Genomic DNA, 21,822 nt, shown 5'->3' with positions numbered 1-21,822 from the left:
GCCGTCCATGCCCGACCTCCCGCCCCCCGCGGGGAAGTTGTTCCCCCGCAACCTCACCGCCCGCGCGGACTACCAGGTACGCGGCAATCCGTCCGGCAGCCGGCCGGAGAGCGGCGTCGACAACTGCTTCCCGGGTCTGGAATTCGACCAGCGCAACCTGGACACCGCGTTCTTCCCCGGCCTGCGGGTCGACTTCCACCGCTCCGAAGGCGCCCGGGTCCTGTCCGCGGCCGTCGGCCCCCCGTACCCGGACGGCCTGGTCGACGCCGACGTGAGCGACGACCTCCGTCCGCTGTACGTACGGGCCCTGTGCGGGCGCACCACCGTGGACCAGACCGAGGAACGGGCCGTCACCGTGGACTGCACCGGCATGGACGGCCTGGACGTGTGGCGGCGCGTCCACGACCTGCTGCCGGGGCGGATCGCGGTACTGGTCGGGCCGCTGCCCGACCGCAACTACCCCGGCCCGCCCCTCGACGAGGTGCGCGAACTCAACGACTCGCGGCTGGGCAGCCGGGGCTACGTGCGGCGCGGCGCGAACGACGAGGTGGAGGTCGCCCTGCTCGTGGCGGACAGGGCCCGCTACCTGGACGAGGACGGGGTGATCGAGCCCTCGGCCTACCGGCCCGGTGAGCTGACCCGCAGCCTGTGCGCACCGTGGCAGTACGACTTCCGCGACTGCGGCTGCTACTACTGGGCGGCCTCCAAGCCGGACGTGACCAGCAACGCGGACGGGTCCGTCCCGGAGGTCAACTTCCTGCGCAGGGACCGCAGCGAGCCGCCCGCCCCCGACAAGTCGAGCGACATCGGGTCGCAGCGGACGGACCTGGAGCTGACCTACGGGGACCTCGTCCGTGACTGGAACGTCCTCCCCGTCGTCCTCGACGACCGCGAACAGCCCGAGCCGGACGTGGGGGGACACGCGCCTGCTCCGAGACCGGCCCGTGCCGGCCGAAGCGGTGACTCCGACGGGATGACGCCCGGTCAGGTCGCCGACAGGCTGACGGAACTGGCCGGTGTGGAGCACGCGCTGTGCGTCGAGTACCTGTACGCGCACTATTCGCTGAACGCTCCGATGCGGCTGCCGGCCAGCGCCGACGAGCTCACCCGCCGCGCCCACGCCGCAGGTCAGGAGGTGTTCTCGGTCGCCGTGGACGAGATGCGGCACCTGCGGTGGGTCAACGAGGCCCTCGACATGCTGGGCCGGCGGCCGGTCCTGGACCGTGCGAGGGAGATCAAGCGCGAGACGGTGCACCTGTTCGGCCTGGAGCCCCTCACGCTCCAGCGGCTGCAGTGGTTCGTCGACGTGGAGGCCCCCAGCCAGAGCTCCAGCGCCGACCCGGACGATCCGAGCACGGTCGACGGCATGTACGTCGAACTGCACGCGGCCCTGGTCAAGCACGGGGACCGGTTCCACGACGCCGACCGGCTCACCCACCTGATCAAGCTGATCATCGACGAGGGCAACGACCACTGGAACCGGTTCCGCGCCGTCCAGCGCCACTTGGCGGGCCTCACCGAGGAGCAGTTCCTGCGTCCGCTGGCCACCGCGACCACGGACGAGACGGACCTGGAGCTGCTCAACCGCAGCGACGAGGACTACGCGCTGCTGATGGGGACGCTGCGGGGATCCTTCGCACGCCGCGACACGGCGGGCGGTGAGCTGATGCGGCGCAGCCGTCTCGTGATGCAGAACATGCACGAGACCAACCACGAGCTCGCGGCGCGCGGGGTGGGGCCCCGGTTCACCCTGCCGCCCATGCTCCGGCCGCAGCCGGTCTCGCTCGCGAGCACCGACGTCCCGTGGACCGACGGGCAGTTCGTACGGGAGGCGTCGGCGGCCGCGGCGCGGGCGCGGGAGGCGATCGGGGTGCTCGGGAACCGGTCGGTCCGGGAGATGGCCATCCGCCACCAGACCGACACCGAATCGCTGATCGCCCTCCTCGCCCGGCTCGACGGGGGCGCGCCGCAGCGCACCACCACCCCGTCCGCCCTGCCCGGTGGCGGCGGGTGACCCTCGTCGAGATCGCCGGCTCCGGGCTCGCCGAACTCACCTGCGCACGGCTGCTCGCCGACCGGGGGCACCGGGTCCGGCTGGCTCCGCCCCAGCCGCCCCGGCCGCCCGCGCAGCCCACGGGGGCGGCCGGGGCGGGGGCCGGAGCACGGCCCCTCCTGCTGACGGGGCCCACGCTGGAGCTGGTGGCTCAGCTCTGGGGCGACGGACTGCTCGACGGCGGCTGGCCGCTCACCCACCGCCATGCGCGGTGGGGCGCGGAGCCGTCACCGGCCCGGTTCCCGCAGCCCGCACGGGCGGTGGACGGTGCGGTGCTGGCCGCCCGGATGCGGGAGCGGCTGGGCGCCGGGGACCTTTCCGGGGAACCGGCCGCGTGGACGGTGACGGCCACCCCGGGCGAGCAGGCCGCGCACGAACAGAGCGGGCGCCGACGGCTGCTGGCCGGAACCGCTCCCGTGCGGCGCCCGCGCGACCAGGACACGGCCCGGCTGGACTGCACCGGGCTGGGCTGGCTGCACCTGACGCCGCTCGGCCGGGACGCGTGCCTCGTACAGGCGATGGTGCCCGGGCCGGCCGCGGATCCGGCCGGGCTGCTCGCACGGCTGCTGGCCGAGTCCGCCCTCGGGACCCGGCTGCGCCGACCGCCCCGTACCGCGGTGGCCCTGGCCGCGGCGCCCCGGGTCCATCTCGCCCCGGCGGTACCGCCCGTGGCGGGCCGCGGCGGCCTGCTGGTCGTCGGAGCGGGCGCCCTGCGGCAGGACCCGATCAGCGGCACGGGCACCGCGCAGGCCCTGCGTACGGCGATCCTGGCGGCGGCGGTGATCGACGCGGCCGCGGCCGGCACGTCCGCGCGTGCGCTGTGCGCCCACTACGCGAACCGCCTGCGCGCGGCCTTCCACGACCATCTGGCCACCTGTCTGCGGCTGTACCCGACGGCCTTCGGGTCCGGGGCCTGGCGGGACGAGATCGACGCGATGCGCCGCGCCCTGCGGGGCGGCGCGGCGGGTACGCTTCCGGGTCGGCCGGACCGTGCCGTCCCCGAGCCCGCACAGGAGCCACCACCCTGATGATCTCCCTCCGCGACGTACGCGACAGCGACCTGCCCGCCTTCTGGGAGCAGCTCTCCGACCCGGTGGCGCGGCACGTGGCCGCGGTCACCCGGGACTACCACTACGACCGGGTGCGCTTCGAGAGCCACTGGGCGAAGGTCCGCTCGAACCCCGACGTCCTGGTGCGCACGGTGCTGGCCGATGACGAAGTGGCGGGGCACGCCGCGGTGTACGGGCCGCCGGACGAGCGGGAGGTCACGTACTGGATCGGCCGGGAGCACTGGGGCCGCGGCATCGCCACGGCGGCGCTCGCGGCGCTGGTCGGCCTGGAGGGCACCCGTCCGCTGTACGCCCACGCGGCGGCCGACAACGCCGGGTCGATCCGGGTGCTGGAGAAGTGCGGCTTCGTCGTCACCGGGCACGGGCGGGGCTTCGCGCGGGCCCGGGACGGCGAGATCGACGAGGTGCGCCTCACCCTGGCCTGAGCACAGGCCGGGGGCCGTGCGCGGCGGCACCCGGTCCGGGTGGCCCGGACCGGGTGCCGCTGTGCCGCCGCCCGGTCACGCGGGCTTCTGCGACCAGCTCGTGCACAAGGACCAGATGATGAACACGTCGATCGCGATGATGATGATCGACCACCAGGGCTGATAGGGCAGCCACAGGAAGTTCACGATGATGCTGAGGCTGGCGAGGGCGATGCCCGCGCCCCTGGCCACGTTCGAGCCGAGGAACAGGCCCACTCCGGTCAGGACGACGATGAGTCCGACGATGAGGTGGATCCAGCCCCAGGCCGTCAGGTCGAATTCGAAGACGTAGCTGCCGAGGCGGGCGTACACGTCGTCCTCGGCGATGGCCGCGATGCCCTGGAAGATCGCGAGGCATCCGGTCACGACGAGGAGCACAGCGGCGAAGAACGTGCCGACCGCCCCTCCTGTTCCGTCGCCACCGCTGGACAGCGGTGTGGTGCCCGGCGCGGGGCCGGTATTCCAAGTTCCCCCGGTCGGTGTCGACTGGCCCATCGAACTCACCTCACAGTTGGCGGTACCGCGCCGGGCACACTTCGCAGTGTCGTCCGGCCGACGGCTTCTCGTGATCACCCGAAGCGGGTGGTCCTCCCTTCCGGGTCGGGGACGGGTGCGGCGTCAGGCGGGTATCTGGCGCATTTCGAGCACCCGCAGGCCCAGGGACTGGAAGCGCGTGAGGAGCCCGTACAGGTGTGCCTCGTCCGCCACGATGCCGAGGAGGAGCGTCTGCTCCCGGACCGGGATCCGGTCGAGCTCGGGGAAGTTCGCGGCGAGTGTGTCCGGCACGACGCCCGAGATGCGGAACTCGTAGCGCATGAGAGCACTCACTTCTCTCCGAAGGAAGACTTCAGGTGCCTTGCGCTGCCATCGTCGGTCCGGGTCCCGGCGTCCCGCATCGCCCGCCACGGGCGAGAGGGCCACGCGTCGGATCAGAGCAGACCGAGGTCCTGGGCCCGGTGGACGGCGTCGCTGCGCCGGGTGACGCCGAGCTTGCGGTAGATGCTCTTCAGGTGGGTCTTGACCGTGTTGGCCGACACATACAGCTCGGCCGCGATCTCCTCGGTCGAGAACATCCGGGCGGCCTGGCGCAGTACGTCGGTCTCCCGCGCGCTGAGCGCCTCCACGGGCGGCGGCCCCTCGGCCGGGCTGCCGGTCCGGCTGCCGGCCTGCCCCTCGGCCGGGCTGCCGGTCCGGCTGCCGGGCTGACGGCCGGCCGGGCTGCCGAGGGCCGGTACCGGCCGGATGGCCTCCCGCAGGGTCCGGCGCACCCAGGGCCCGCCCTCGGCGAACGGCCGGCGCACTTCCTCCGGCCGGGCGAGCTCCACGGCCTCGGCCAGCCTCCGGTGCGCCTCCGCGGTGTCGCCGTCGGCCGCGGCGATCCGGGCCCTGAGCAGGCACGCGCCGACCCTGACCGGCAGCGTGAGGCCGTCGTCCGCGGGCAGGGCCGCCAGCTCCCGAGCGGCGGGCTCGGCACGACCGGCCGCCATGAGGGCGCGGGCCCGGGCGAGCGCATGCTCGGGCCGCCCGGACGGCGCGGTGTCCAGCGCCCGCAGGGCCGCGGCGGCGTCACCGCGGGCCAGGTGCGCGGCCGATGCGGCCACGGCCAGCTCGTCCGTCGCCCACGCCCCGGCCGGCGCCGCCCCCGGCGGCCACGGCCGGGCGAGGACGGCGAGCGCGGCCTCGCCGTCGCCGTCGGCGGCCGCGATCCGGGCGCCGATGACGGCAGCCGCCACCGCGACGGCGGGTTCGGGGCGGGGCCCGGCGGCCGCGGTCGCGGTCGCCAGGTCCAGGTGGGAGCGGGCGGCCGGCAGGTCGTCCTGCTCCAGGGCGACGCCCGCCAGGACGACGTGGCCGGTACCGGACCGGCGCTCGGGCGGGAGGGCCGACTGCTCGGCGACGGCGAGGCACGCCCGGGCGTGTGCGGCGGCCTGCCGCAGCCGGCCGCGCATCAGTTCCGTGAGGGCCAGCGAGCCGAGGGCGTCGCACAGCGGCGGGTACAGCGGCGCGAGCTCCGTTCCCGATATCGTGTCCGGCGCGGGTCCCGGCTCCGTTCCCGGCCGCGTTCCGGGTTCTCCGCAGGCCTCGACCGCGGCCGTGAGAGCGCTGTGCGCGCCGTCGAGCCGTCCGGCGCCGAGCCGTACCGCGCCGAGGCCCGCCAGGACCAGGGCCCGGATCTCCGGGTGCGCGGCGACCAGCGGGGCCGGCAGCTCGCCGAGTACACGCTCGGCCTCGGCGGCCGCCCGCTCGGTGGCCGCCGGGTCGCCGGTCGCACGGCCGGCGAGCACCCCGAGGAAGGCCCGGCTGAGCCGGGCGGCCGCGCCGGATCCGGGACCCAGGTGACAGTCCGCGCGCCGCACCGCGTCCTCGTATCCGGGGAGGTCCTGTACGACGAGCCGGGCGGCCGCGCCGACCAGTGCGGGGGCCGCCCCCTCCGCCTCGGCCGGCAGCGGGGCGAACGCCCGGTTGAGCTGCTCCGCCTCCAGGCCGGTGAACAGCCGGCCGATCGCCAGGGCGTCGACGAGCTGCCCGGCGGCGAACGGCCAGTCACCGGCGGCCGCCCCCTGGAACACGGCTTCGGTGAGCCGGTCGGTGCCGGCGAGCCAGCGTGCCGCCCGCCCGTGCAACTGCTGTTCGAGGCCCGGGTGACGCTGACGCAGGTGGGCGCGCAGCACCTCGGCGAACAGCGGGTGCAGCCGGTACCAGGCCGATGCGTCGACCTGTTCCAGGAACGCGTTGTCGCGGGCCAGGCCGGCGAGCGTGCGGGCGGCGTCGTCGCGGCCGGTCAGCGCGTCCGCGAGGTCGGGGTGGACGCGGTCCGTCACACAGACGCGCAGCAGCAGGTCCTGGGTGTCCGGCGGCTGCGCGTCGAGGACCTCCCCCAGCAGGTAGTCGGCGATCGTGGTGCGGTCGGCCGCGAACTGGCGGACGAAGGCCTCCGGGTCGGGGCTGCGCTGCATCGCGAGGGCGCACAGCCGCACCCCCGCGGCCCATCCCTCCGTGCGCTGCACGAGGAGCCGGATGCCGTCCTGTGAGAGGTCCAGCCGGTGCTCGCCCAGCAGGGCCTCGGCGTCCGCGTGGGTGAACCGGAGGTCGGCGTGCCGGATCTCCGCGATCTCCCCGGCGGCGCGGTAGCGGTGGAGCGGGAGCAGGGAGTCCGTCCGGCTGGTGAGCACGATGCGCAGCCCTCCGGCGGCGTGCCGCAGGACGAAGTCCAGCCCTTCGGTCATGGCGGGCGGCTGGGCCGTGTCGAACTGGTCGAGGACGAGGACCACGGGCTGAGCGGACTCGGCCAGCCCCGCCGCCAGACGCACCAGGAAGGACTGGGTCACCCCCTCGGCGCGGGTCGGCCTGCCCACGGCGGCGGGTATCTCGACGCCGCCGCGGTGCAGGGCCTCCAGGACGTACGCCCAGAAGACGCCGGGGGCGTCGTCGGGTTCGACGGTCAGCCACACGGGGGGCCGCGGAGCGCGACGGCCGGCCGCGGCCCAGTGGGCGGTGAGCACCGTCTTGCCGGAGCCGGCCGGACCGTTGATCAGGGTGAGCGGGCCCCGTACCCCGGCCGTCAGGCGTCTGAGCAGCTCGGGCCGGTGGACGAGGGTCTTCGGCACGGCCGGTGCGGTGAAGCGGGCCGTGAGCATCGGATCGCTCTGCGGTCGGGCCACAGCCTCCACTCAAGCCGCGATCGGTCGTGATCACCACTCGGGTCGCCCGGTCCGGGTGAGGTGCGGGCCGATTGCCGGGGTGGTGGCGGGCTCATCGCGGGGTGGCGGGGGGCTCGCTGCGGGGCGGCGGCGGGTCGTCGGGGGTGCGCAGGTGGTGGGCCAGCAGGGACTCGTGGGCCAGTACGTAGCCCAGGGCGACGCCCATGGTGACGACGACGAAGAACATGATCAGCCAGGACAGGACGACGAAGACCAGTCCAAGGCCGCCGAACTGCTCCAGGCTGTGATTCAGGGCGCGGGGCATGTAGAACCTGGAACCCCAGCTGATCAGGCTCGCCCCCACCGCGATCAGTACCGCGCCGGGCAGCAGCGGCAGCCACGCCACCCGGCCGCCGAGCAGGAGGTGCTGGGTCCACCACCACAGCAGGATGCCGCTGATCAGCGAGACGACCGCGCCGAGCACGGGGCCGGCCCCGAACGCCTGCTGGATGGGCCCCTGGAACAACAGGGCCGTCAGCCAGACGAGCAGCCAGACTACCCAGCGCCAGGCCGCGAGCCGGGCGCCCGCCTTCGGCAGGTGCCACGCGCGCTCGCAGGTCCGCTGGAGTGCGCGGCTGCAGGCGGTGGCGGACAGCAGCGTGACCACGACACCCACGGCCCCGGTACTCGCGATGGTCGTCGTGTCCTCGCCGCTGTTGTGCACCACGGCGCGGATCTGGTCCAGGGCCGGGCCGGTGAAGCCCAGGGTCCCGCTGACGGTGGCCACGAGCTGTTTGCGCATCCAGTCGGGCGCGAGGGCCCCGATGACGAAGATGGCGGGGATTGCGCCGAGGAAGGCCTGCGCGGCCAGCCGGGTCGCGCAGTCCAGCAGGTTGACGCGGGCGAACTGTTCGAGGATCCGGCCCAGGAACGGCGTGTACTTGCGCATCCATGCCGGCACGGTGAATCGGGGCGGCTTGTCACGCGGTTCCGACACGGTGACGGCTCCTTCCGCGGACGGCGCCTGTCGGCTGCGGTTGCCCTCCATGAGAAGGATGGGTCAGCGCCGGACGTCCGGCACCTCGACAGGGCCGCCCGCACGGAAAAAAGAGCGCGGTCGCGGGGGCTCCACGCCTACCATCCAGGCCGAGCCCCCTGAGAGAAGGACCGATGGAGATCATCTTCCGGAAGCTCCCGGACAACCGGCACGACCTCGAGGTCCGCGACCGGCGGGGACCGGACGTACGGCTGATGTCCCAGGCGACGGGCCCGACCATGCCCCACGATCTCGTGCACGCGGCGGTCGAGAGCGCGCTCTCGGTCACCGACGGGTTCTGGGGAGCCATGGCACGGGGCGCCACCTTCGAGGGCTTCGAGACGGCGGCCCCGACCCGCCACCGCCGGTCGGGGATGAAGGTCCTGCGACGCGGCGGTGACGCGGTGCTGCGGGCCGAGCTCTCCGTCAACTGGGCCTACCGTGTCTGGTCCGGCCTGCGCACGGAGGGCAGGGGGGTGGGCCGGAGCCCGCTGGACGACCGTCAGATCGCCCTGGCCTGCGCGGCGCTCGACCGTGCCGCCGAGCGCTGGTCGGGGGTGGCGGAGGGCGGAACCCTCACCTGGCGCTGGTGAGGACCGGGCCGCGGCCGGCCGGCGTTCCCACCCGGCCCCTGCCCCGCACCCACCGCTCCCCCGCCCGGCCGACGTCCCGCTACGGGGCCCGGTGTGCGGCTTGCAGGAGGGCGATCTCCTCCTCCACCGCGGCGAGTTCCTCCTGCCGTCCCATGTGGTCCAGCTGTACCCGGTAGGCGATCAGCATGTGGATGAGCAGCGGCTCCCTTCCGGCTTCCAGGGAGTTCATGCGGCGCGCTGCGGCGACCGCTTCGGCCCGCAGCGCGAGGGCTACCTCGGGCCGGTCGGCGAACTCGTGCATGCCGTATGTGCACAGGGCGTGGGCCAGCAGGGGCAGATACGCCAGCGGGCTCACCTGGGCGAGCACGCGGTAGGCGGCGACCTCCTCCCGGGCCGTCGGGTGTACGTGGTAGAGGGCCACTCGTGCTCGGAGTATCGCGTCGTGACTGATGTGCGCCGTGTGAGTCATGACGATGATTCTGAAAGCCGCACAGGGGCTCGAACAATGACAAACAGCTGTGCCCTTGGTCCTACGAAAACCCGCTCTGACCTGTCATGATGGATACGTCTTCACCCCTGCGCCCACCCGGTGCCCCCTCGGCGGTCGAGTCAGCCGGCGAGGAAGGACAGCCGGACCTGACGGCGGGGGTTGTCCCGGTTGGTGTCCACGAGGGTGACGGACTGCCAGGTTCCGAGCTCCAGCGTCCCGTCGATCACCGGCAGCGTCGCGTGCGGCGGGACGATCGCGGGCAGGACGTGGTCGCGTCCGTGGCCCGGGGAGCCGTGCCGGTGCCGCCACCGGTCGTCGGCCGGCAGCAGGGACTTCAGGGCGGTGAGCAGATCGTCGTCACTGCCCGCTCCCGTCTCGATGACGGCGAGCCCGGCGGTCGCGTGCGGCGTGAAGATGTTCAGCAGTCCGCTCCGGCCGCGCGCCACCTCCCGGAGGAAGGCGGCGCAGGCGGAGGTGAGGTCGTGGACGGTCTCCCGGTCGCCGGTCGTCACGTCGATGGTGCGCGATACGAAGGTGTCGGCCATGGCGCCATCCTCCCGCCGCGCCGCTGCGCGGCGGCGCAACCGGGCCGGTGCCGGCGGCAGCAAGCAGGCAGCAGGCCAGGACACTTATGAGATCACGGGGCGGCCCGGATGACGGAGGATGCGCGGGCTCCGGGCATGCCGGTGGCGAAGCTGAGGGCCCTGAAGGAGCGGCTCGTCGCACTCGTCGTGGCCGCCGGGGCGCGGTGGGCGGCGGCCGGGGCACTGGAGGCGGTGCGCACCGCCGGCCGGGGCGGGACGCCGGGGAGCGGGCCGCGCTCGCCGAGCTGTTGCAGGTCGCCGCACAGATCACCTTCGACGCCGAACAGCAGCCGTTCTCGCGGCAGTTGCACCTGCGGGCGCTGGAACTGGCCTCCGGTGAACGTGAGTTGGGACCGGCGGAGGTGGAACCGATCGTCCTCGCGGTGCTGTCGATGCAGGAGGAACACCTGGGCCGGCCGGCGAGTTCGCTGCGCATCGCCGGGTCCGTACCGGCCCGCGCGGACCTTCCGGGCCGGGTGGCGGCGATCTTCCCTGTGCGCGCGGGGCGGGCCCTGGCCCGTCTGGTTCAGGGCCCGCGGGCCGACGGGCCCTGCGCACCGCCGGTGAACTCCTCGCGGCGGGTCGTGAAGATCATGCGGCCGAACCTACGCGGCGGGGACGCGGGGTGCGTTCTGTGGGTGTGGGAAGGCAACTGCAGCGGGCATACCTTTCATACTTCCCCCCACCGCTCGCACAACCTTCGGTTGAAAGGATGATCGGTGATCTCTCAAAGCATTCATCAGTCCTCTACAGGGCATGGACCGGTCCTCCGTGGTGAGCCGGCGGTGGAGTGGGCGATGGGCATGGTGATGACCCTGGCACCCTGCGGGGCCCGTGAGGCACGGCTCGTGCTGGCGGCCGCCGCCGAGCTCGTCCACGTCCAGGTGGCGGACTTCGCGGCCGCGGTGGTCGCGGGCGCGCACGGGGAACCCGTACCCGCCCGGTGGGAGCGGGCGCTGCGCCGGGCGGTGGAGGCCCTGCGGAGCCCCCTGCCGGGGACGGAGGGCGGGCGGGGGGTCGGCCTGCTGCCCAGCCGGGCCCGGACCGAGGACGCCCTGGCCCTGTTCCGGGCGTCCCGGGAGCGGCTCGCCGCCGCCCCGGGCGACGCGACGGCCCGCAGCGCCATGGACGACGCCGCCTACACCCTGTGCGTACTCATGGGCCGGTCGACCGTCCACGAAGCCGTGGCGGCCGCCGAACGGCACCTGGCAGGACCCGACTGACCGTCCCCGCCCGGCCCGCTTCCTCAGGTGTCCTCTTCGAGTGCGGAGGCGAAGCCGATGCACTCGACGTCGATCTGGTCGGCGAGCTCCGTCAGCACTCCGGACAGGTCGCGGGCGGTCTGCAGGTCTCCGCGCAGCTCGCCGGATTCGGCCGAACGCTCCCAGTCCGCGGCGAGGCGGCGCAGGAGGGTGGTCACGTGGCCGGCGGGGATCAGCATCACGCCGTCGACGGCGGGGATCAGCGGTATCGACACGTGGATCATGGCAGCCCTCCCGGAGAACCCTTGTCCGCGGCGGCTACCCGGTCGGCGGCGGGCCAATCACCCGGCCGCGGCCCGGAGCGGTCGTGTGCGGGGGCGGGCACCGGGTAGGCGCCGGGCGTACCGGAACGTCCGCACACCGCCCCGGGAGTGATCATGCCTCGCGGTTCCAGCCCCAAGCGTGAACGCCAGTACGAGCACATCAAGGAGAGCGCCGAGGAGCGCGGCGAGAGCCCGGAGAGGGCGAAGGAGATCGCCGCGCGGACGGTGAACAAGGAACGGGCCAGGGCCGGTGAGTCCGAGACGGCGAGCAGGACGTCGCTGGAGGACATCTCCTCCGGCCGGCGCGGCGGACTGCGCTCGCACAAGGGAGCCGGGGGCCCGACCTACGACCAGCTCTACGAGGAGGCCAAGCGGAAGAACATCCACGGCCGTTCCTCGATGGACAAGGCCGAGCTCAAGCGGAAGCTGGGCCACTGACGACGAAGGAGGATGCGATGACACGGCACGGACAGGTCCACGGCCGGCGGCCGACCACCCCGTCGCGGGCCCCGGGCGAGAGCGGGGACCAGGAGGCCCGCCGGGAGGCGGACCGGGCCGTCCTGCGGGACGCGGGCGGCGGGAACGAGGACGGCGCGGGCGCGCACACCGCGAAGCGGCAGCGGCCGGGCACGGGACGGGAGGAGCAGGTCCGACCGCACTCCCCGCAGGGCGGGCGTCCCGAGCCGGAGAGCGGCGACGGCTGAACCACTGCCGCACCGTCCGGCCGTCCGACCCTGGTCCGCCGGACACCCCCTAGGCCGGTCGGCTCAGGCGACGGATGATCGGGCCGTTCCCGGGGTAACCGCACGGCGTGATCACATTCGGCGTCGAAGAGGAATACCTGCTGGTGGACCCGGTGACGGTGCTGCCGGTCCCCGGGGCCGAGTACGTCCGCAGGGCGGCCGGCCTGGGTCCGCTCGCGGAGGACGACGAGGTCCAGGACGAGCTGCTGCAGGCCCAGGTCGAGGTCGCCACGCCGGTCTGCACGGAGCTGGAGGAGGTGGGCGGGCACCTCCTCCGGCTGCGGCACGCGGTCGCCTCCGCCGCCGAGGAGCACGGCTGCCGGGTCGCCATGGCCGCGGCCGCACCGCTCAGGAACGCCTCGGCGGTACCGGTCACCCGCAAGCCGCGGTATCTGAGGATGGAGGGCCAGGCCCGGCAGCTGGTGGACGAGCAGCTGATCAACGGCATGCACGTGCACGTGGGGGTGCCCGATCCGGAGACCGGCGTCGCGGTGCTCAACCGCATCCGGGTCTGGCTGCCGACACTGCTGGCCATGTCGGCGAACTCTCCTCTGTGGGACGGCAAGGACACCGGCTTCGCGAGCTGGCGCACGATCGTCTTCGGCCGCTGGCCGGTGAGCGGCCCGCCCCCGTACTTCGACGGCCTCGCCGACTACGAGCAGCGGATCGACGCCCTGGTGGCGTCGGGGGTGATCGCCGACCGGGGCCAGCTGTACTGGCAGGCACGGCTCTCCGAGCGGTTCCCGACCGTGGAGATCCGCTGCCTGGACGTGCAGCTGCGGGCCGACGACGCGGTGATGCTGGCCGGTCTGGTACGTGCGCTGGTCGCGGTCGCGCTCGCCGAGGAGAAGGCCGGAGCCGCACCGGTCCGGTGCCGGCCGGAGCTGCTGCAGGCCGCCAACTGGCACGCGGCCCGGCACGGCCTGAACTCCACGCTGGTCGATCCCGACGGCCGCTGCCGCAGCAGCGGTGACGTGCTGTCCCTGCTGCTGGCCCACGTCACTCCGGCCCTGGTGGAGTCCGGCGACGAACGCGAGGTGTCCTCGCTCGTCCACCGGCTGCTGCAGGAGGGAACGCCGGCCGACCGGCAGCGGCGGGCCCTGCGGGAGGGCGGTATGCCGGCCCTGCGGAGCCTGATCGTGGGCGACTCCCCGTCCGGCTGAACCAGGGGCCCGGCGCGGGGTCGGGGCAGGGTCCAGATCCGCGTCGTGATCGCGTAGACGACGACGGCCCGCAGCACGGCGTTGCCGGAGACGAAGAGCCCGGCGCCGGCGAAGGCGCCCGTGCCGAATCCGGTGCGGTCGGTGTCCGACCGCACCAGGCGGATGCGCGAGGGGGCGTGCCCAGCTGGGTGGCGGCGGTCTGGATGTGCGCCGTCGGTGTTCCCTCGCCGAACTCGGCCGTACCGACGGCCACTTCGAGACGAAGTCGTTGCCGGGGGTGACGTGGGCCTGGCAGATGTGATGGCCGGGGCGCGGTCTCGTGCGGGGAGGGGGGGCGACCCCGACCGGTCCGCCGGGTCCGGGAGCCGCCCGTCGGCGGTACGGGCCAGGGCGCGCTCCACCAGGTCGACGGGGGTGCCGGGATCAAGAACACCGCCGGACCGGGCCGATGCCGAGGCGGGCGGACGGCGCCGTGCGATGCTGGTACGCATGACCCTGGAAGACCTGGTGAGGCTGCGCCGTGCCCGGGACGTGATCGACCGCGACTACGCGGAGCCCCTGGACGTGCCGGCGCTCGCGAAGGTCGCTCTGATGTCGCCGGGGCATTTCTCCCGCAGCTTCCGCGCCGCCTTCGGGGAGACCCCGTACAGCTATCTGATGACCCGCCGCGTCGAGCGCGCGAAGGCGCTGCTGCGGCGCGGCGACATGAGCGTGACGGAGGTCTGCTTCGCCGTGGGAAGCACGTCGCTGGGGTCCTTCAGCTCGCGCTTCACCGAGCTGGTCGGCGAGAGCCCCAGCGCGTACCGGGCCCGCGCGCACGAGGCGGGCGAGGCGATCCCGGCGTGCGTCGCCAAGTACATGACGCGACCGGTGAGGGGCGGTGGACCGGACAAGGGCGGTGAACCGGTCAGAGAACCGGTCAGGGAACCGGTCAGGAATGGAGAAGCGAAATCGGCGGGCGCCTCGTAGCGTCGGAGCCATGAACATCAACCTCTCGCAGTGCTTCATCGCAGTCGACGACCACGACAAGGCGATCGCGTTCTACCGCGACGTCCTCGGCCTGGAGGTGCGCAACGACGTCGGGTTCGAGGGGATGCGCTGGGTGACCGTGGGCTCGCCCTCGCAGGACGTCGAGATCGTCCTCGAACCGCCGCTCGCCGACCCCGGCGCGCCCGCCGCGGACCGGCAGGCGATGGCCGAGCTGCTGGCCAAGGGCATGCTGCGGGGCGTGATCTTCTCCACGGACGACGTCGACGCCACCTTCGAACGCATCCGGGCGGCGGGCGGCGAGGTCATGCAGGAGCCGATCGACCAGCCGTACGGTGTCCGCGACTGTGCCTTCCGCGACCCGGCGGGCAACATGCTCCGCTTCAACCAGCCCCGCAGGCAGTAGCGCCGCCCCGCCCACCACGGCCGCGGTCACCTTCGCGTCACCCGGCGTGAACGCGACCGCGGCCCGCCCCCACGGATGGAGAAACGCCCAGCATGGCCACGAGGAAGAACACGCAGCCGCCCGCCCCGCACGCTGCCGACAGTCACGATCTGATCCGCGTGCACGGCGCCCGCGTGAACAACCTCAAGGACGTGAGCATCGAGATCCCCAAGCGCCGGCTGACGGTGTTCACCGGGGTCTCCGGCTCGGGCAAGAGCTCGCTGGTCTTCGACACGATCGCCGCGGAGTCGCAGCGGCTGATCAACGAGACCTACAGCGCCTTCGTGCAGGGTTTCATGCCGACGCTGGCGCGGCCCGAGGTCGACGTGCTGGACGGGCTGACCACCGCGATCATCGTCGACCAGCAGCGGATGGGCGGCGACCCCCGCTCCACGGTGGGCACCGCGACCGACGCCAACGCGATGCTGCGCATCCTGTTCAGCCGCCTCGGCAAGCCCTACATCGGCTCGCCCAAGGCGTTCTCCTTCAACGTCGCCTCCATCAGCGGCGCGGGGGCGGTCACGGTGGAGCGCGGCGGCCAGACGGTGAAGGAGCGCCGCTCCTTCAGCATCACCGGCGGCATGTGCCCCCGCTGCGAGGGCCGCGGCTCGGTCACCGATCTCGACCTCACCCAGCTCTACGACGACTCCAAGTCGCTGAACGAAGGCGCCCTGACCGTCCCCGGCTACAAGCCGGGCGGCTGGAGCTACCGGCTCTACAGCGAGTCCGGGCTCTACGACGCCGACAAGCCGATCCGCAAGTACACCAAGCGGGAGCTGCACGACTTCCTCCACCGCGAGCCGGTCCGGATGAAGATCGCGGGCATCAACATGACGTACGAGGGCCTGATCCCCCGGATCCAGAAGTCGATGCTCGCCAAGGACCGGGAGTCGATGCAGCCGCACATCCGGGAGTTCGTGGACCGGGCGGTCACCTTCACGACCTGCCCCGACTGCGACGGCACCCGGCTCACCGAGGCGGCCCGCTCATCGAAGATCAAGAAGGTGAGCATCGCCGACGCGTGCGCGATGCAGATCAGCGACCTCGCCGCATGGGTCGACTCCCTCGACGAGCCCTCGGTGGCGCCGCTGCTCGCCACGCTCCACCACACCCTCGCGTCGTTCGTCGAGATCGGGCTCGGCTACCTCTCCCTCGACCGTCCCGCGGGTACCCTCTCCGGCGGCGAGGCGCAGCGCGTCAAGATGATCCGCCACCTCGGTTCCTCGCTCACCGACACCACCTACGTCTTCGACGAGCCCACCACCGGCCTGCACCCGCACGACATCCAGCGGATGAACGGCCTGCTGCTGCGGCTGCGCGACAAGGGCAACACGGTGCTCGTCGTGGAGCACAAGCCGGAGACGATCGCGATCGCCGACCACGTCGTCGACCTCGGCCCCGGCGCCGGCACGGCGGGCGGCACCGTCTGCTTCGAGGGCAGTGTGGAGGGGCTGCGCAAGGGCGGCACCATCACCGGCCGGCACTTCGACGACCGGGCGGCCCTGAAGGAGACGGTGAGGACGCCCACCGGCACCCTCCCGATCCGCGGCGCCACCACGCACAACCTGCGCGGCGTCGACGTCGACATCCCGCTGGGTGTCCTCACCGTCATCACCGGGGTCGCGGGCTCCGGGAAGAGTTCACTGATCCACGGTTCGATCCCGGCCGGCGAGGGCGTCGTGTCGATCGACCAGGGTGCGATCCGCGGTTCCCGGCGCAGCAACCCGGCGACGTACACCGGTCTGCTCGACCCGATCCGCAAGGCCTTCGCGAAGGCCCACGGGGTCAAGCCGGCGCTGTTCAGCGCCAACTCCGAGGGTGCCTGCCCCACCTGCAACGGCGCGGGAGTGGTGTACACCGACCTGGCGATGATGGCGGGTGTCGCGACCACCTGCGAGGACTGCGAAGGCAAGCGGTTCCAGGCGTCGGTGCTGGACTACCACCTGGGGGGCCGCGACATCAGCGAGGTGCTCGCGATGCCGGTGACCGAGGCCCTGGAGTTCTTCGGTTCCGGTGAGGCGGCCACGCCCGCCGCGCACCGCATCCTGGACCGGCTCGCCGATGTGGGGCTGGGCTACGTCAGCCTCGGGCAGCCGCTCACCACGCTGTCCGGCGGCGAGCGGCAGCGGCTGAAGCTGGCCACGCACATGTCCGACAAGGGCGGCGTCTACGTCCTCGACGAGCCGACCACCGGACTCCACCTCGCCGACGTCGAACAGCTGCTCGGGCTGCTCGACCGGCTCGTCGACTCGGGCAAGTCGGTCATCGTCATCGAGCACCACCAGGCGGTCATGGCGCACGCCGACTGGATCGTCGACCTCGGCCCCGGCGCCGGCCACGACGGCGGCCTGATCGTCTTCGAGGGCACTCCCGCCGACCTCGTCGCCGACCGGTCCACCCTGACCGGGGAGCACCTCGCGGCCTACGTGGGCGCCTGACCGCCTCCGCGGAAACCGTGCGAGCCGCGGAGGGCGCGGAGGCCGCGTCCGATCAGGTCGCGCACGGCGCGTACGCGGGGCGGTCGGGGCGCCGCGCGGAAGGCTTGACGGGTGACGCATCGCCGATCCCCCCGCCGTTCCCTCGTGGCGGCGGCCTGCACCCTGGCCCTCGCCTCCGCGGTGTCCGCGCCGCTCGGCTGTACGCCGGGGCCGGCGCCGGTCGGCGAGACCGTGCGTACGGACGCCGGTCCGGTCCGCGGTGTGCGGTCGGGCCCGCACCTGGTCTTCCGGGGCATCCCGTACGCGGGCGCCCCCGCGGGGCGGCACCGGTGGGCGCCGCCCCGTCCCGTAACCCCGTGGCAGGGAGTGCGGGACGCGACCGCGACGGGGCCGCTGTGTCCGCAGGTGCCCTCGCCGTACGCGCGGATCTCCAGTACGGAGGAGGACTGCCTGGTCCTGAACGTGACGACGCCGCCGGTGGCGGACCGGCGGCGGGCCGCACCCGTACTGGTCTGGATCCACGGCGACGGAGCCGTGGGCGGCGGCTCCTTCTTCGACGGGCGCCGGCTGGCCGCGCGCGGCCTGGTGGTCGTCACCGTCAACTACCGGCTCGGCGTCTTCGGCGGCCTGGCCCTGCCGGGGCTGGAGGGCTCCGGCACCTTCGGCCTGCAGGACCAGCGGGCCGCCCTGGAGTGGGTACGGAGGAACGCGCGGGCCTTCGGCGGCGATCCGGGCAACGTCACCGTCGCCGGTGTGTCCTTCGGGGCGTCGGCCGTCGCCGGGCACCTGACCTCGCCCGCCTCGGCGGGTCTGTTCCACCGCGCCGTCATGGCCAGCGGTGAGGGGATGATGGACATGCCGGCCGGTGCGATGGGGCCGGGCGTGCCGGGATATCCGTGGTACGTCTGGCGGACCGGACGGGAGATGGAGGACATCACCCGGGCGATGACCGCCTCCCTGGGCTGTGGCGACGACCGGCCGGAGCGCACCCTCGTCTGCCTGCGCGCCCTGCCCGTCCGCAGGATCCTCGACGTGCCGTACATCATGAACGCCTTCCAGGCATTCGGGTACGGCAACACCACGCTGCCCGAGCTGCCGCCCGCGGCTCTGCGGGCCGGACGATTCCACCGGGTGCCCGTCCTGTCCGGTGCCACCCGCGACGAGCACCGCACCTTCGTGGGGATGACGTACGACGCGGCCGGCCGGCCCTTCACCGCGGCGGACTACGACCGTGCGCTGCGCACCGCGTTCGGCGCGGCGGCCGCGGCGCGGGTGCGGGCCGCGTACCCGCCGGGCGCCTTCGCGTCCCCCGCTCTGGCGTGGGCAGCGGTGGTCACCGACCGGATGTGGGCGCGCGGCACCCAGGCCCAGCACGACGCGCTCGCACCGCATGTGCCCGTGTACGCCTACGAGTTCGCCGACCGCGACGCGCCGATGTTCCTCCCGCTGCCGGGTGGCTTCGACTTCGGGGCCTTCCATGCCGGTGACGTCCCGTACCTGTTCGAGGACGCGGCGGCGCAGCCGCGGTTCACTCAGGCGCAACGCGGCCTGTCGGCCGTGATGACCGGTTACTGGGCGGCGTTCGCCCGTACCGGGGCGCCGCGGGGAGCCGGCCTGCCCGGCTGGCTCCCCCACCGTACGGACCGGCCGTACACGCAGTCGCTGGCGCCGGGGCGGACCGGTCCTGTCGACTACCGCCGGGAGCACCGCCTCGGTTTCTGGGACGGCCTGTCCTGACGCCCGGGCACCCGGGCTCCCCCGGCTGCGGCGCCGGCACGCATTCCCGCCAACTCTGCATATTCACACACGAGTTGTAACCGCTCTGACTATGTTCTACGGGGCATACCGGTTCGCCCCAGGAGGTCAGATTGCAGTCCAGGCGCTCCCGCGCGCTCACCCGCCTGTTACGCCGCTCCCACCTGCTCATAGCCTTCGCCCTCGGTTCCGTGCTGATCGGCCTGACGCCGTGGCTCGGGGTCACGAGCACCGCGGCGGCCGGCCGCACCCCGGGACCGCGGGCCGCGCCCGTGCCCACCGACCAGCAGGCGGCGGTGCAGTCGCCGCACCACGGCGTCGCACCGGCGAACGCCATGGAGCCGGCGGCTCCCGTCCTGGACCGGGCCGGCTGGACGGCGACGGCCAGCGACGAGGAGACCACCAGCGAGAACGGCCGCGCCGCCAACGTCCTCGACGGTGACGCCAACACCATCTGGCACAGCAAGTGGACCGCCACCGCGGCTCCCCTGCCGCACAACATCACCATCGACATGCACCGCACGGCGGTCGTCTCCGCGCTCGTCTACCGCCCGCGGGCGGGCGGGGCCAACGGCCGTGTCGGCGAGTACGCCATCAGCATCAGCGCGGACGGGCAGAACTGGGGAACCCCCGTCGCCACCGGAACCCTCGCGGACGACGCCACCGCCAAGACCCTCGGCTTCGCCCCGACGGGCGCCCGGTTCGTCCGGCTGACGGCGATCACCGAGGCCGGCAACCGCGGGCCGTGGACCTCCGCCGCCGAGATCGACCTGCTGGGCGACCCCGGCACCCCCGCCGCCACCGTCGACCTGTCCCGGTCCGGCTGGACGGCGACGGCGAGCGACGAGGAGACCACCGGCGAGAACGGCCGCGCCGCCAATGTCCTGGACGGCAACGCCAACACCATCTGGCACAGCAAGTGGAGCGGCACCCCGGCTCCCCTGCCGCACAGCATCACCATCGACATGCACCGCTCAGCGGTCGTCTCCGCGCTCGTCTACCATCCCCGCGGTGACGGTCCCAACGGGCGCGCGGGCGCATACACCGTCGCGACCAGCACCGACGGCATCTCCTTCGGCTCTTCGGTGGCGTCCGGCACCTGGCGGGACGACGACACCGTCAAGACGGCCACCTTCACCCGCGCCGAGCACACCCGGTACATACGCCTGACGGTGACCAGTGAGGCCGGCGGCCGCGGACCGTGGACCTCGGCGGGCGAGATACGCCTGAGCGGGCCGGCCAGCCCCGCCGTGCACGGGTCCTGGGGCCGGATCATCGGCTTCCCGCTGGTGCCCGTGGCCACCGCCGCCCTGCCCGGGGACAAGCTGCTCGCCTGGTCCGCGTACGCCGTCGACCGCTTCGGCGGCAGCAACGGTTACACCCAGACGGCGATCCTGGACCTGAAGACGGGCAAGGTCACCCAGCGCCGCATCGACAACACCGGCCACGACATGTTCTGCCCCGGCATAGCCATGCTGGCGGACGGCCGGGTCCTGGTCACCGGCGGCAGCAACGCGGAGAAGGCCAGCATCTACGACCCTGCCACCGACTCCTGGTCCGCGACCACCAGTATGAACATCGCCCGCGGCTACCAGGCCATGACGCTGCTCTCCACCGGTGAGGCCTTCGTCCTCGGCGGGTCCTGGAGCGGCAACGCGAGCACCGACAAGGCCGGTGAGGTCTGGTCGCCGGACACCCGTACATGGCGCTCGCTGCCGGGTGTTCCCGCGTCCAAGGCGCTGACCGCCGATCCGGCGGGCCCCTACCGCGCCGACAACCACATGTGGCTGCACGCCACTTCGGGCGGCAAGGTCCTGCAGCTGGGGCCGAGCAAGCAGATGAACTGGATCTCGACCAGCGGCCAGGGCTCCGTCACGCCCGCCGGCACCCGCGCCGACAGCCAGGACGCCATGACCGGCAACGCCGTCCCGTACGACATCGGCAAGCTGGTCACGCTGGGCGGCTCCCCGGCCTACCAGGACTCCCCCGCCACGCAGCGGGCGTACACCGTCGGCATCTCGGGCAGCCAGGTCCAGGCGGCGCGCACCGGGGACATGGAGCACCCCCGCGCGTTCAGCAACAGCGTCGTCCTGCCGGACGGCAAGGTGGCCGTCTTCGGCGGCCAGGCCTATCCGGTGCCGTTCAGCGACGCCACCTCGGTCCTGACGCCCGAACTGTGGGACCCGGCGACCGGCAGGTTCACCCCGCTCGCCTCCATGGCCGTCCCGCGCAACTACCACAGCGTGGCCAACCTGCTGCCGGACGGCCGGGTCTTCTCCGGTGGCGGCGGCCTGTGCGGCGACTGCGCGACCAACCATCCCGACGGGGCCGTCTTCACACCGCCCTACCTGCTGAGCGCGGACGGTACGCCCAAACCGCGGCCCGCGATCACCGGGGGCGTGCCCCCGAGGGCGGCTCCGGGTGCGCAGCTGACGGTGAGCACCGACAAGTCGGTGGCGTCGTTCGTCCTGATGCGGGCCGCGGCCGCGACCCACTCCACCGACAACGACCAGCGGCGGGTGCCGCTCGTGTCCGCGCCCGCGGGAACGGGTGCGTACACCGTGTCGATCCCCTCCGACACCGGTGTGGTACTGCCGGGGACGTACATGCTCTTCGCCCTCGACGCCCAGGGGGTGCCGAGCATCGGGCAGTTCGTGACCGTTTCCTGACGCGCAAGCACCCCCGCCCGGCCCGTGCGGGCCGGGCGGGGCACCCTGACGCAGGCCCCGGGATGTGACCCGTACCGGCCTTCCGCCCATCCGCCGTGGCCGGATCACGGCGGATGGCACGGGTGTTCGGGCGACTCGGCTGCCCGCGCGATCGTCCGCGGGTACG

The 21,822-nt window shown here is 73.4% G+C and carries 21 protein-coding genes; 14 read left to right on the top strand and 7 right to left on the bottom strand.

The genetic code is table 11. The features are described 5' to 3' along the window. The first annotated feature begins 7 nt into the window (after window positions 1-7). The 3 genes from AAT21_RS06710 to AAT21_RS06700 are packed head-to-tail and all read left to right on the top strand — an operon-like array spanning window position 8 to window position 3,548. The gene (locus AAT21_RS06710; protein WP_046775840.1) at window positions 8-2,014 is read left to right on the top strand and encodes a ferritin-like domain-containing protein; all 2,007 of its coding nucleotides are present in this window, start codon (window positions 8-10) and stop codon (window positions 2,012-2,014) included. After that, complete coding sequence (locus AAT21_RS06705) at window positions 2,011-3,081, top strand: hypothetical protein (RefSeq protein ID WP_046775839.1); 1,071 nt, start codon at window positions 2,011-2,013, stop codon at window positions 3,079-3,081. Before AAT21_RS06710 ends, AAT21_RS06705 begins: the two co-directional genes overlap by 4 nt. Further along, window positions 3,081-3,548 carry a GNAT family N-acetyltransferase gene (locus tag AAT21_RS06700; RefSeq protein ID WP_046775838.1) on the top strand — a complete coding sequence of 156 codons (468 nt, stop codon included), beginning with the start codon at window positions 3,081-3,083 and terminating at the stop codon, window positions 3,546-3,548. The genes AAT21_RS06705 and AAT21_RS06700 overlap by 1 nt, the downstream gene beginning before the upstream one ends. A 75-nt stretch (window positions 3,549-3,623) precedes the next feature. On the opposite strand, the gene AAT21_RS06695 is transcribed toward AAT21_RS06700, so the two are convergent. The 4 genes from AAT21_RS06695 to AAT21_RS06680 all read right to left on the bottom strand — a co-directional run bounded on the left by AAT21_RS06695 (window position 3,624) and on the right by AAT21_RS06680 (window position 8,225). Then, window positions 3,624-4,082, bottom strand: a complete 459-nt coding sequence (locus AAT21_RS06695; RefSeq protein WP_046775837.1) for a DUF7144 family membrane protein — start codon at window positions 4,080-4,082, stop codon at window positions 3,624-3,626. Window positions 4,083-4,205: 123 nt separating this feature from the next. Beyond that, window positions 4,206-4,403: a hypothetical protein gene (locus AAT21_RS06690; RefSeq protein ID WP_046775836.1), complete on the bottom strand. Its 198-nt coding sequence runs from the start codon at window positions 4,401-4,403 to the stop codon at window positions 4,206-4,208. A gap of 113 nt (window positions 4,404-4,516) precedes the next feature. Beyond that, on the bottom strand, window positions 4,517-7,249 hold the full coding sequence (locus AAT21_RS06685; RefSeq protein ID WP_235438709.1) for a helix-turn-helix transcriptional regulator: 2,733 nt from the start codon (window positions 7,247-7,249) through the stop codon (window positions 4,517-4,519). 91 nt (window positions 7,250-7,340) lie between these two features. Beyond that, window positions 7,341-8,225, bottom strand: a complete 885-nt coding sequence (locus tag AAT21_RS06680; RefSeq protein WP_235438708.1) for a YhjD/YihY/BrkB family envelope integrity protein — start codon at window positions 8,223-8,225, stop codon at window positions 7,341-7,343. 173 nt (window positions 8,226-8,398) lie between these two features. Here AAT21_RS06680 and AAT21_RS06675 point away from each other — a divergent pair, with 173 nt between their 5' ends. Beyond that, window positions 8,399-8,857, top strand: coding sequence for a hypothetical protein (locus tag AAT21_RS06675; RefSeq protein WP_046775834.1), 459 nt, complete (start codon window positions 8,399-8,401; stop codon window positions 8,855-8,857). Window positions 8,858-8,936: 79 nt separating this feature from the next. Here the strand turns inward: AAT21_RS06675 and AAT21_RS06670 are convergent, their stop codons facing one another. Beyond that, window positions 8,937-9,326, bottom strand: coding sequence for a hypothetical protein (locus AAT21_RS06670; RefSeq protein ID WP_157879639.1), 390 nt, complete (start codon window positions 9,324-9,326; stop codon window positions 8,937-8,939). Between the two features lie 140 nt (window positions 9,327-9,466). Continuing rightward, a complete protein-coding gene (locus tag AAT21_RS06665; protein ID WP_046775832.1) occupies window positions 9,467-9,892 on the bottom strand; it encodes a secondary thiamine-phosphate synthase enzyme YjbQ in 426 nt (141 codons plus the stop codon). 287 nt (window positions 9,893-10,179) lie between these two features. On the opposite strand from AAT21_RS06665, the gene AAT21_RS37370 reads away from it, so the two are divergent. Further along, on the top strand, window positions 10,180-10,647 hold the full coding sequence (locus tag AAT21_RS37370; protein WP_157879638.1) for a hypothetical protein: 468 nt from the start codon (window positions 10,180-10,182) through the stop codon (window positions 10,645-10,647). A gap of 81 nt (window positions 10,648-10,728) precedes the next feature. After that, window positions 10,729-11,154, top strand: a complete 426-nt coding sequence (locus AAT21_RS35205; RefSeq protein ID WP_200904343.1) for a DUF5133 domain-containing protein — start codon at window positions 10,729-10,731, stop codon at window positions 11,152-11,154. 23 nt (window positions 11,155-11,177) lie between these two features. Here the strand turns inward: AAT21_RS35205 and AAT21_RS06650 are convergent, their stop codons facing one another. After that, window positions 11,178-11,417, bottom strand: a complete 240-nt coding sequence (locus tag AAT21_RS06650; RefSeq protein WP_046775830.1) for a DUF6213 family protein — start codon at window positions 11,415-11,417, stop codon at window positions 11,178-11,180. A 153-nt stretch (window positions 11,418-11,570) separates the two neighbouring features. On the opposite strand from AAT21_RS06650, the gene AAT21_RS06645 reads away from it, so the two are divergent. The 8 genes from AAT21_RS06645 to AAT21_RS06610 all read left to right on the top strand — a co-directional run bounded on the left by AAT21_RS06645 (window position 11,571) and on the right by AAT21_RS06610 (window position 21,656). Continuing rightward, complete coding sequence (locus tag AAT21_RS06645; protein ID WP_046777109.1) at window positions 11,571-11,894, top strand: hypothetical protein; 324 nt, start codon at window positions 11,571-11,573, stop codon at window positions 11,892-11,894. 17 nt (window positions 11,895-11,911) lie between these two features. Continuing rightward, window positions 11,912-12,160, top strand: coding sequence for a hypothetical protein (locus AAT21_RS06640; protein ID WP_046775829.1), 249 nt, complete (start codon window positions 11,912-11,914; stop codon window positions 12,158-12,160). A 107-nt stretch (window positions 12,161-12,267) separates the two neighbouring features. Then, window positions 12,268-13,362, top strand: a complete 1,095-nt coding sequence (locus tag AAT21_RS06635; protein WP_046775828.1) for a carboxylate-amine ligase — start codon at window positions 12,268-12,270, stop codon at window positions 13,360-13,362. A 489-nt stretch (window positions 13,363-13,851) separates the two neighbouring features. Beyond that, a complete protein-coding gene (locus tag AAT21_RS06630) occupies window positions 13,852-14,331 on the top strand; it encodes a helix-turn-helix domain-containing protein (RefSeq protein WP_046777108.1) in 480 nt (159 codons plus the stop codon). 10 nt (window positions 14,332-14,341) lie between these two features. Beyond that, the gene (locus tag AAT21_RS06625) at window positions 14,342-14,755 is read left to right on the top strand and encodes a VOC family protein (protein WP_046775827.1); all 414 of its coding nucleotides are present in this window, start codon (window positions 14,342-14,344) and stop codon (window positions 14,753-14,755) included. 92 nt (window positions 14,756-14,847) lie between these two features. Then, entirely contained in the window at window positions 14,848-17,232 is a 2,385-nt protein-coding gene (locus AAT21_RS06620) for an ATP-binding cassette domain-containing protein (RefSeq protein ID WP_046775826.1), read from the top strand. A gap of 111 nt (window positions 17,233-17,343) precedes the next feature. Continuing rightward, entirely contained in the window at window positions 17,344-18,969 is a 1,626-nt protein-coding gene (locus AAT21_RS06615) for a carboxylesterase/lipase family protein (protein WP_235438707.1), read from the top strand. A gap of 131 nt (window positions 18,970-19,100) precedes the next feature. Next, window positions 19,101-21,656 carry a discoidin domain-containing protein gene (locus AAT21_RS06610; RefSeq protein WP_235438706.1) on the top strand — a complete coding sequence of 852 codons (2,556 nt, stop codon included), beginning with the start codon at window positions 19,101-19,103 and terminating at the stop codon, window positions 21,654-21,656. The last annotated feature ends 166 nt before the right edge of the window (window positions 21,657-21,822 follow it).

The sequence above is a fragment of the Streptomyces yangpuensis genome, assembly GCF_001005295.1.
GTDB classification, from domain to species: Bacteria; Actinomycetota; Actinomycetes; order Streptomycetales; family Streptomycetaceae; genus Streptomyces; species Streptomyces yangpuensis.
This window is presented reverse-complemented; position numbering and strand designations above follow the sequence as displayed.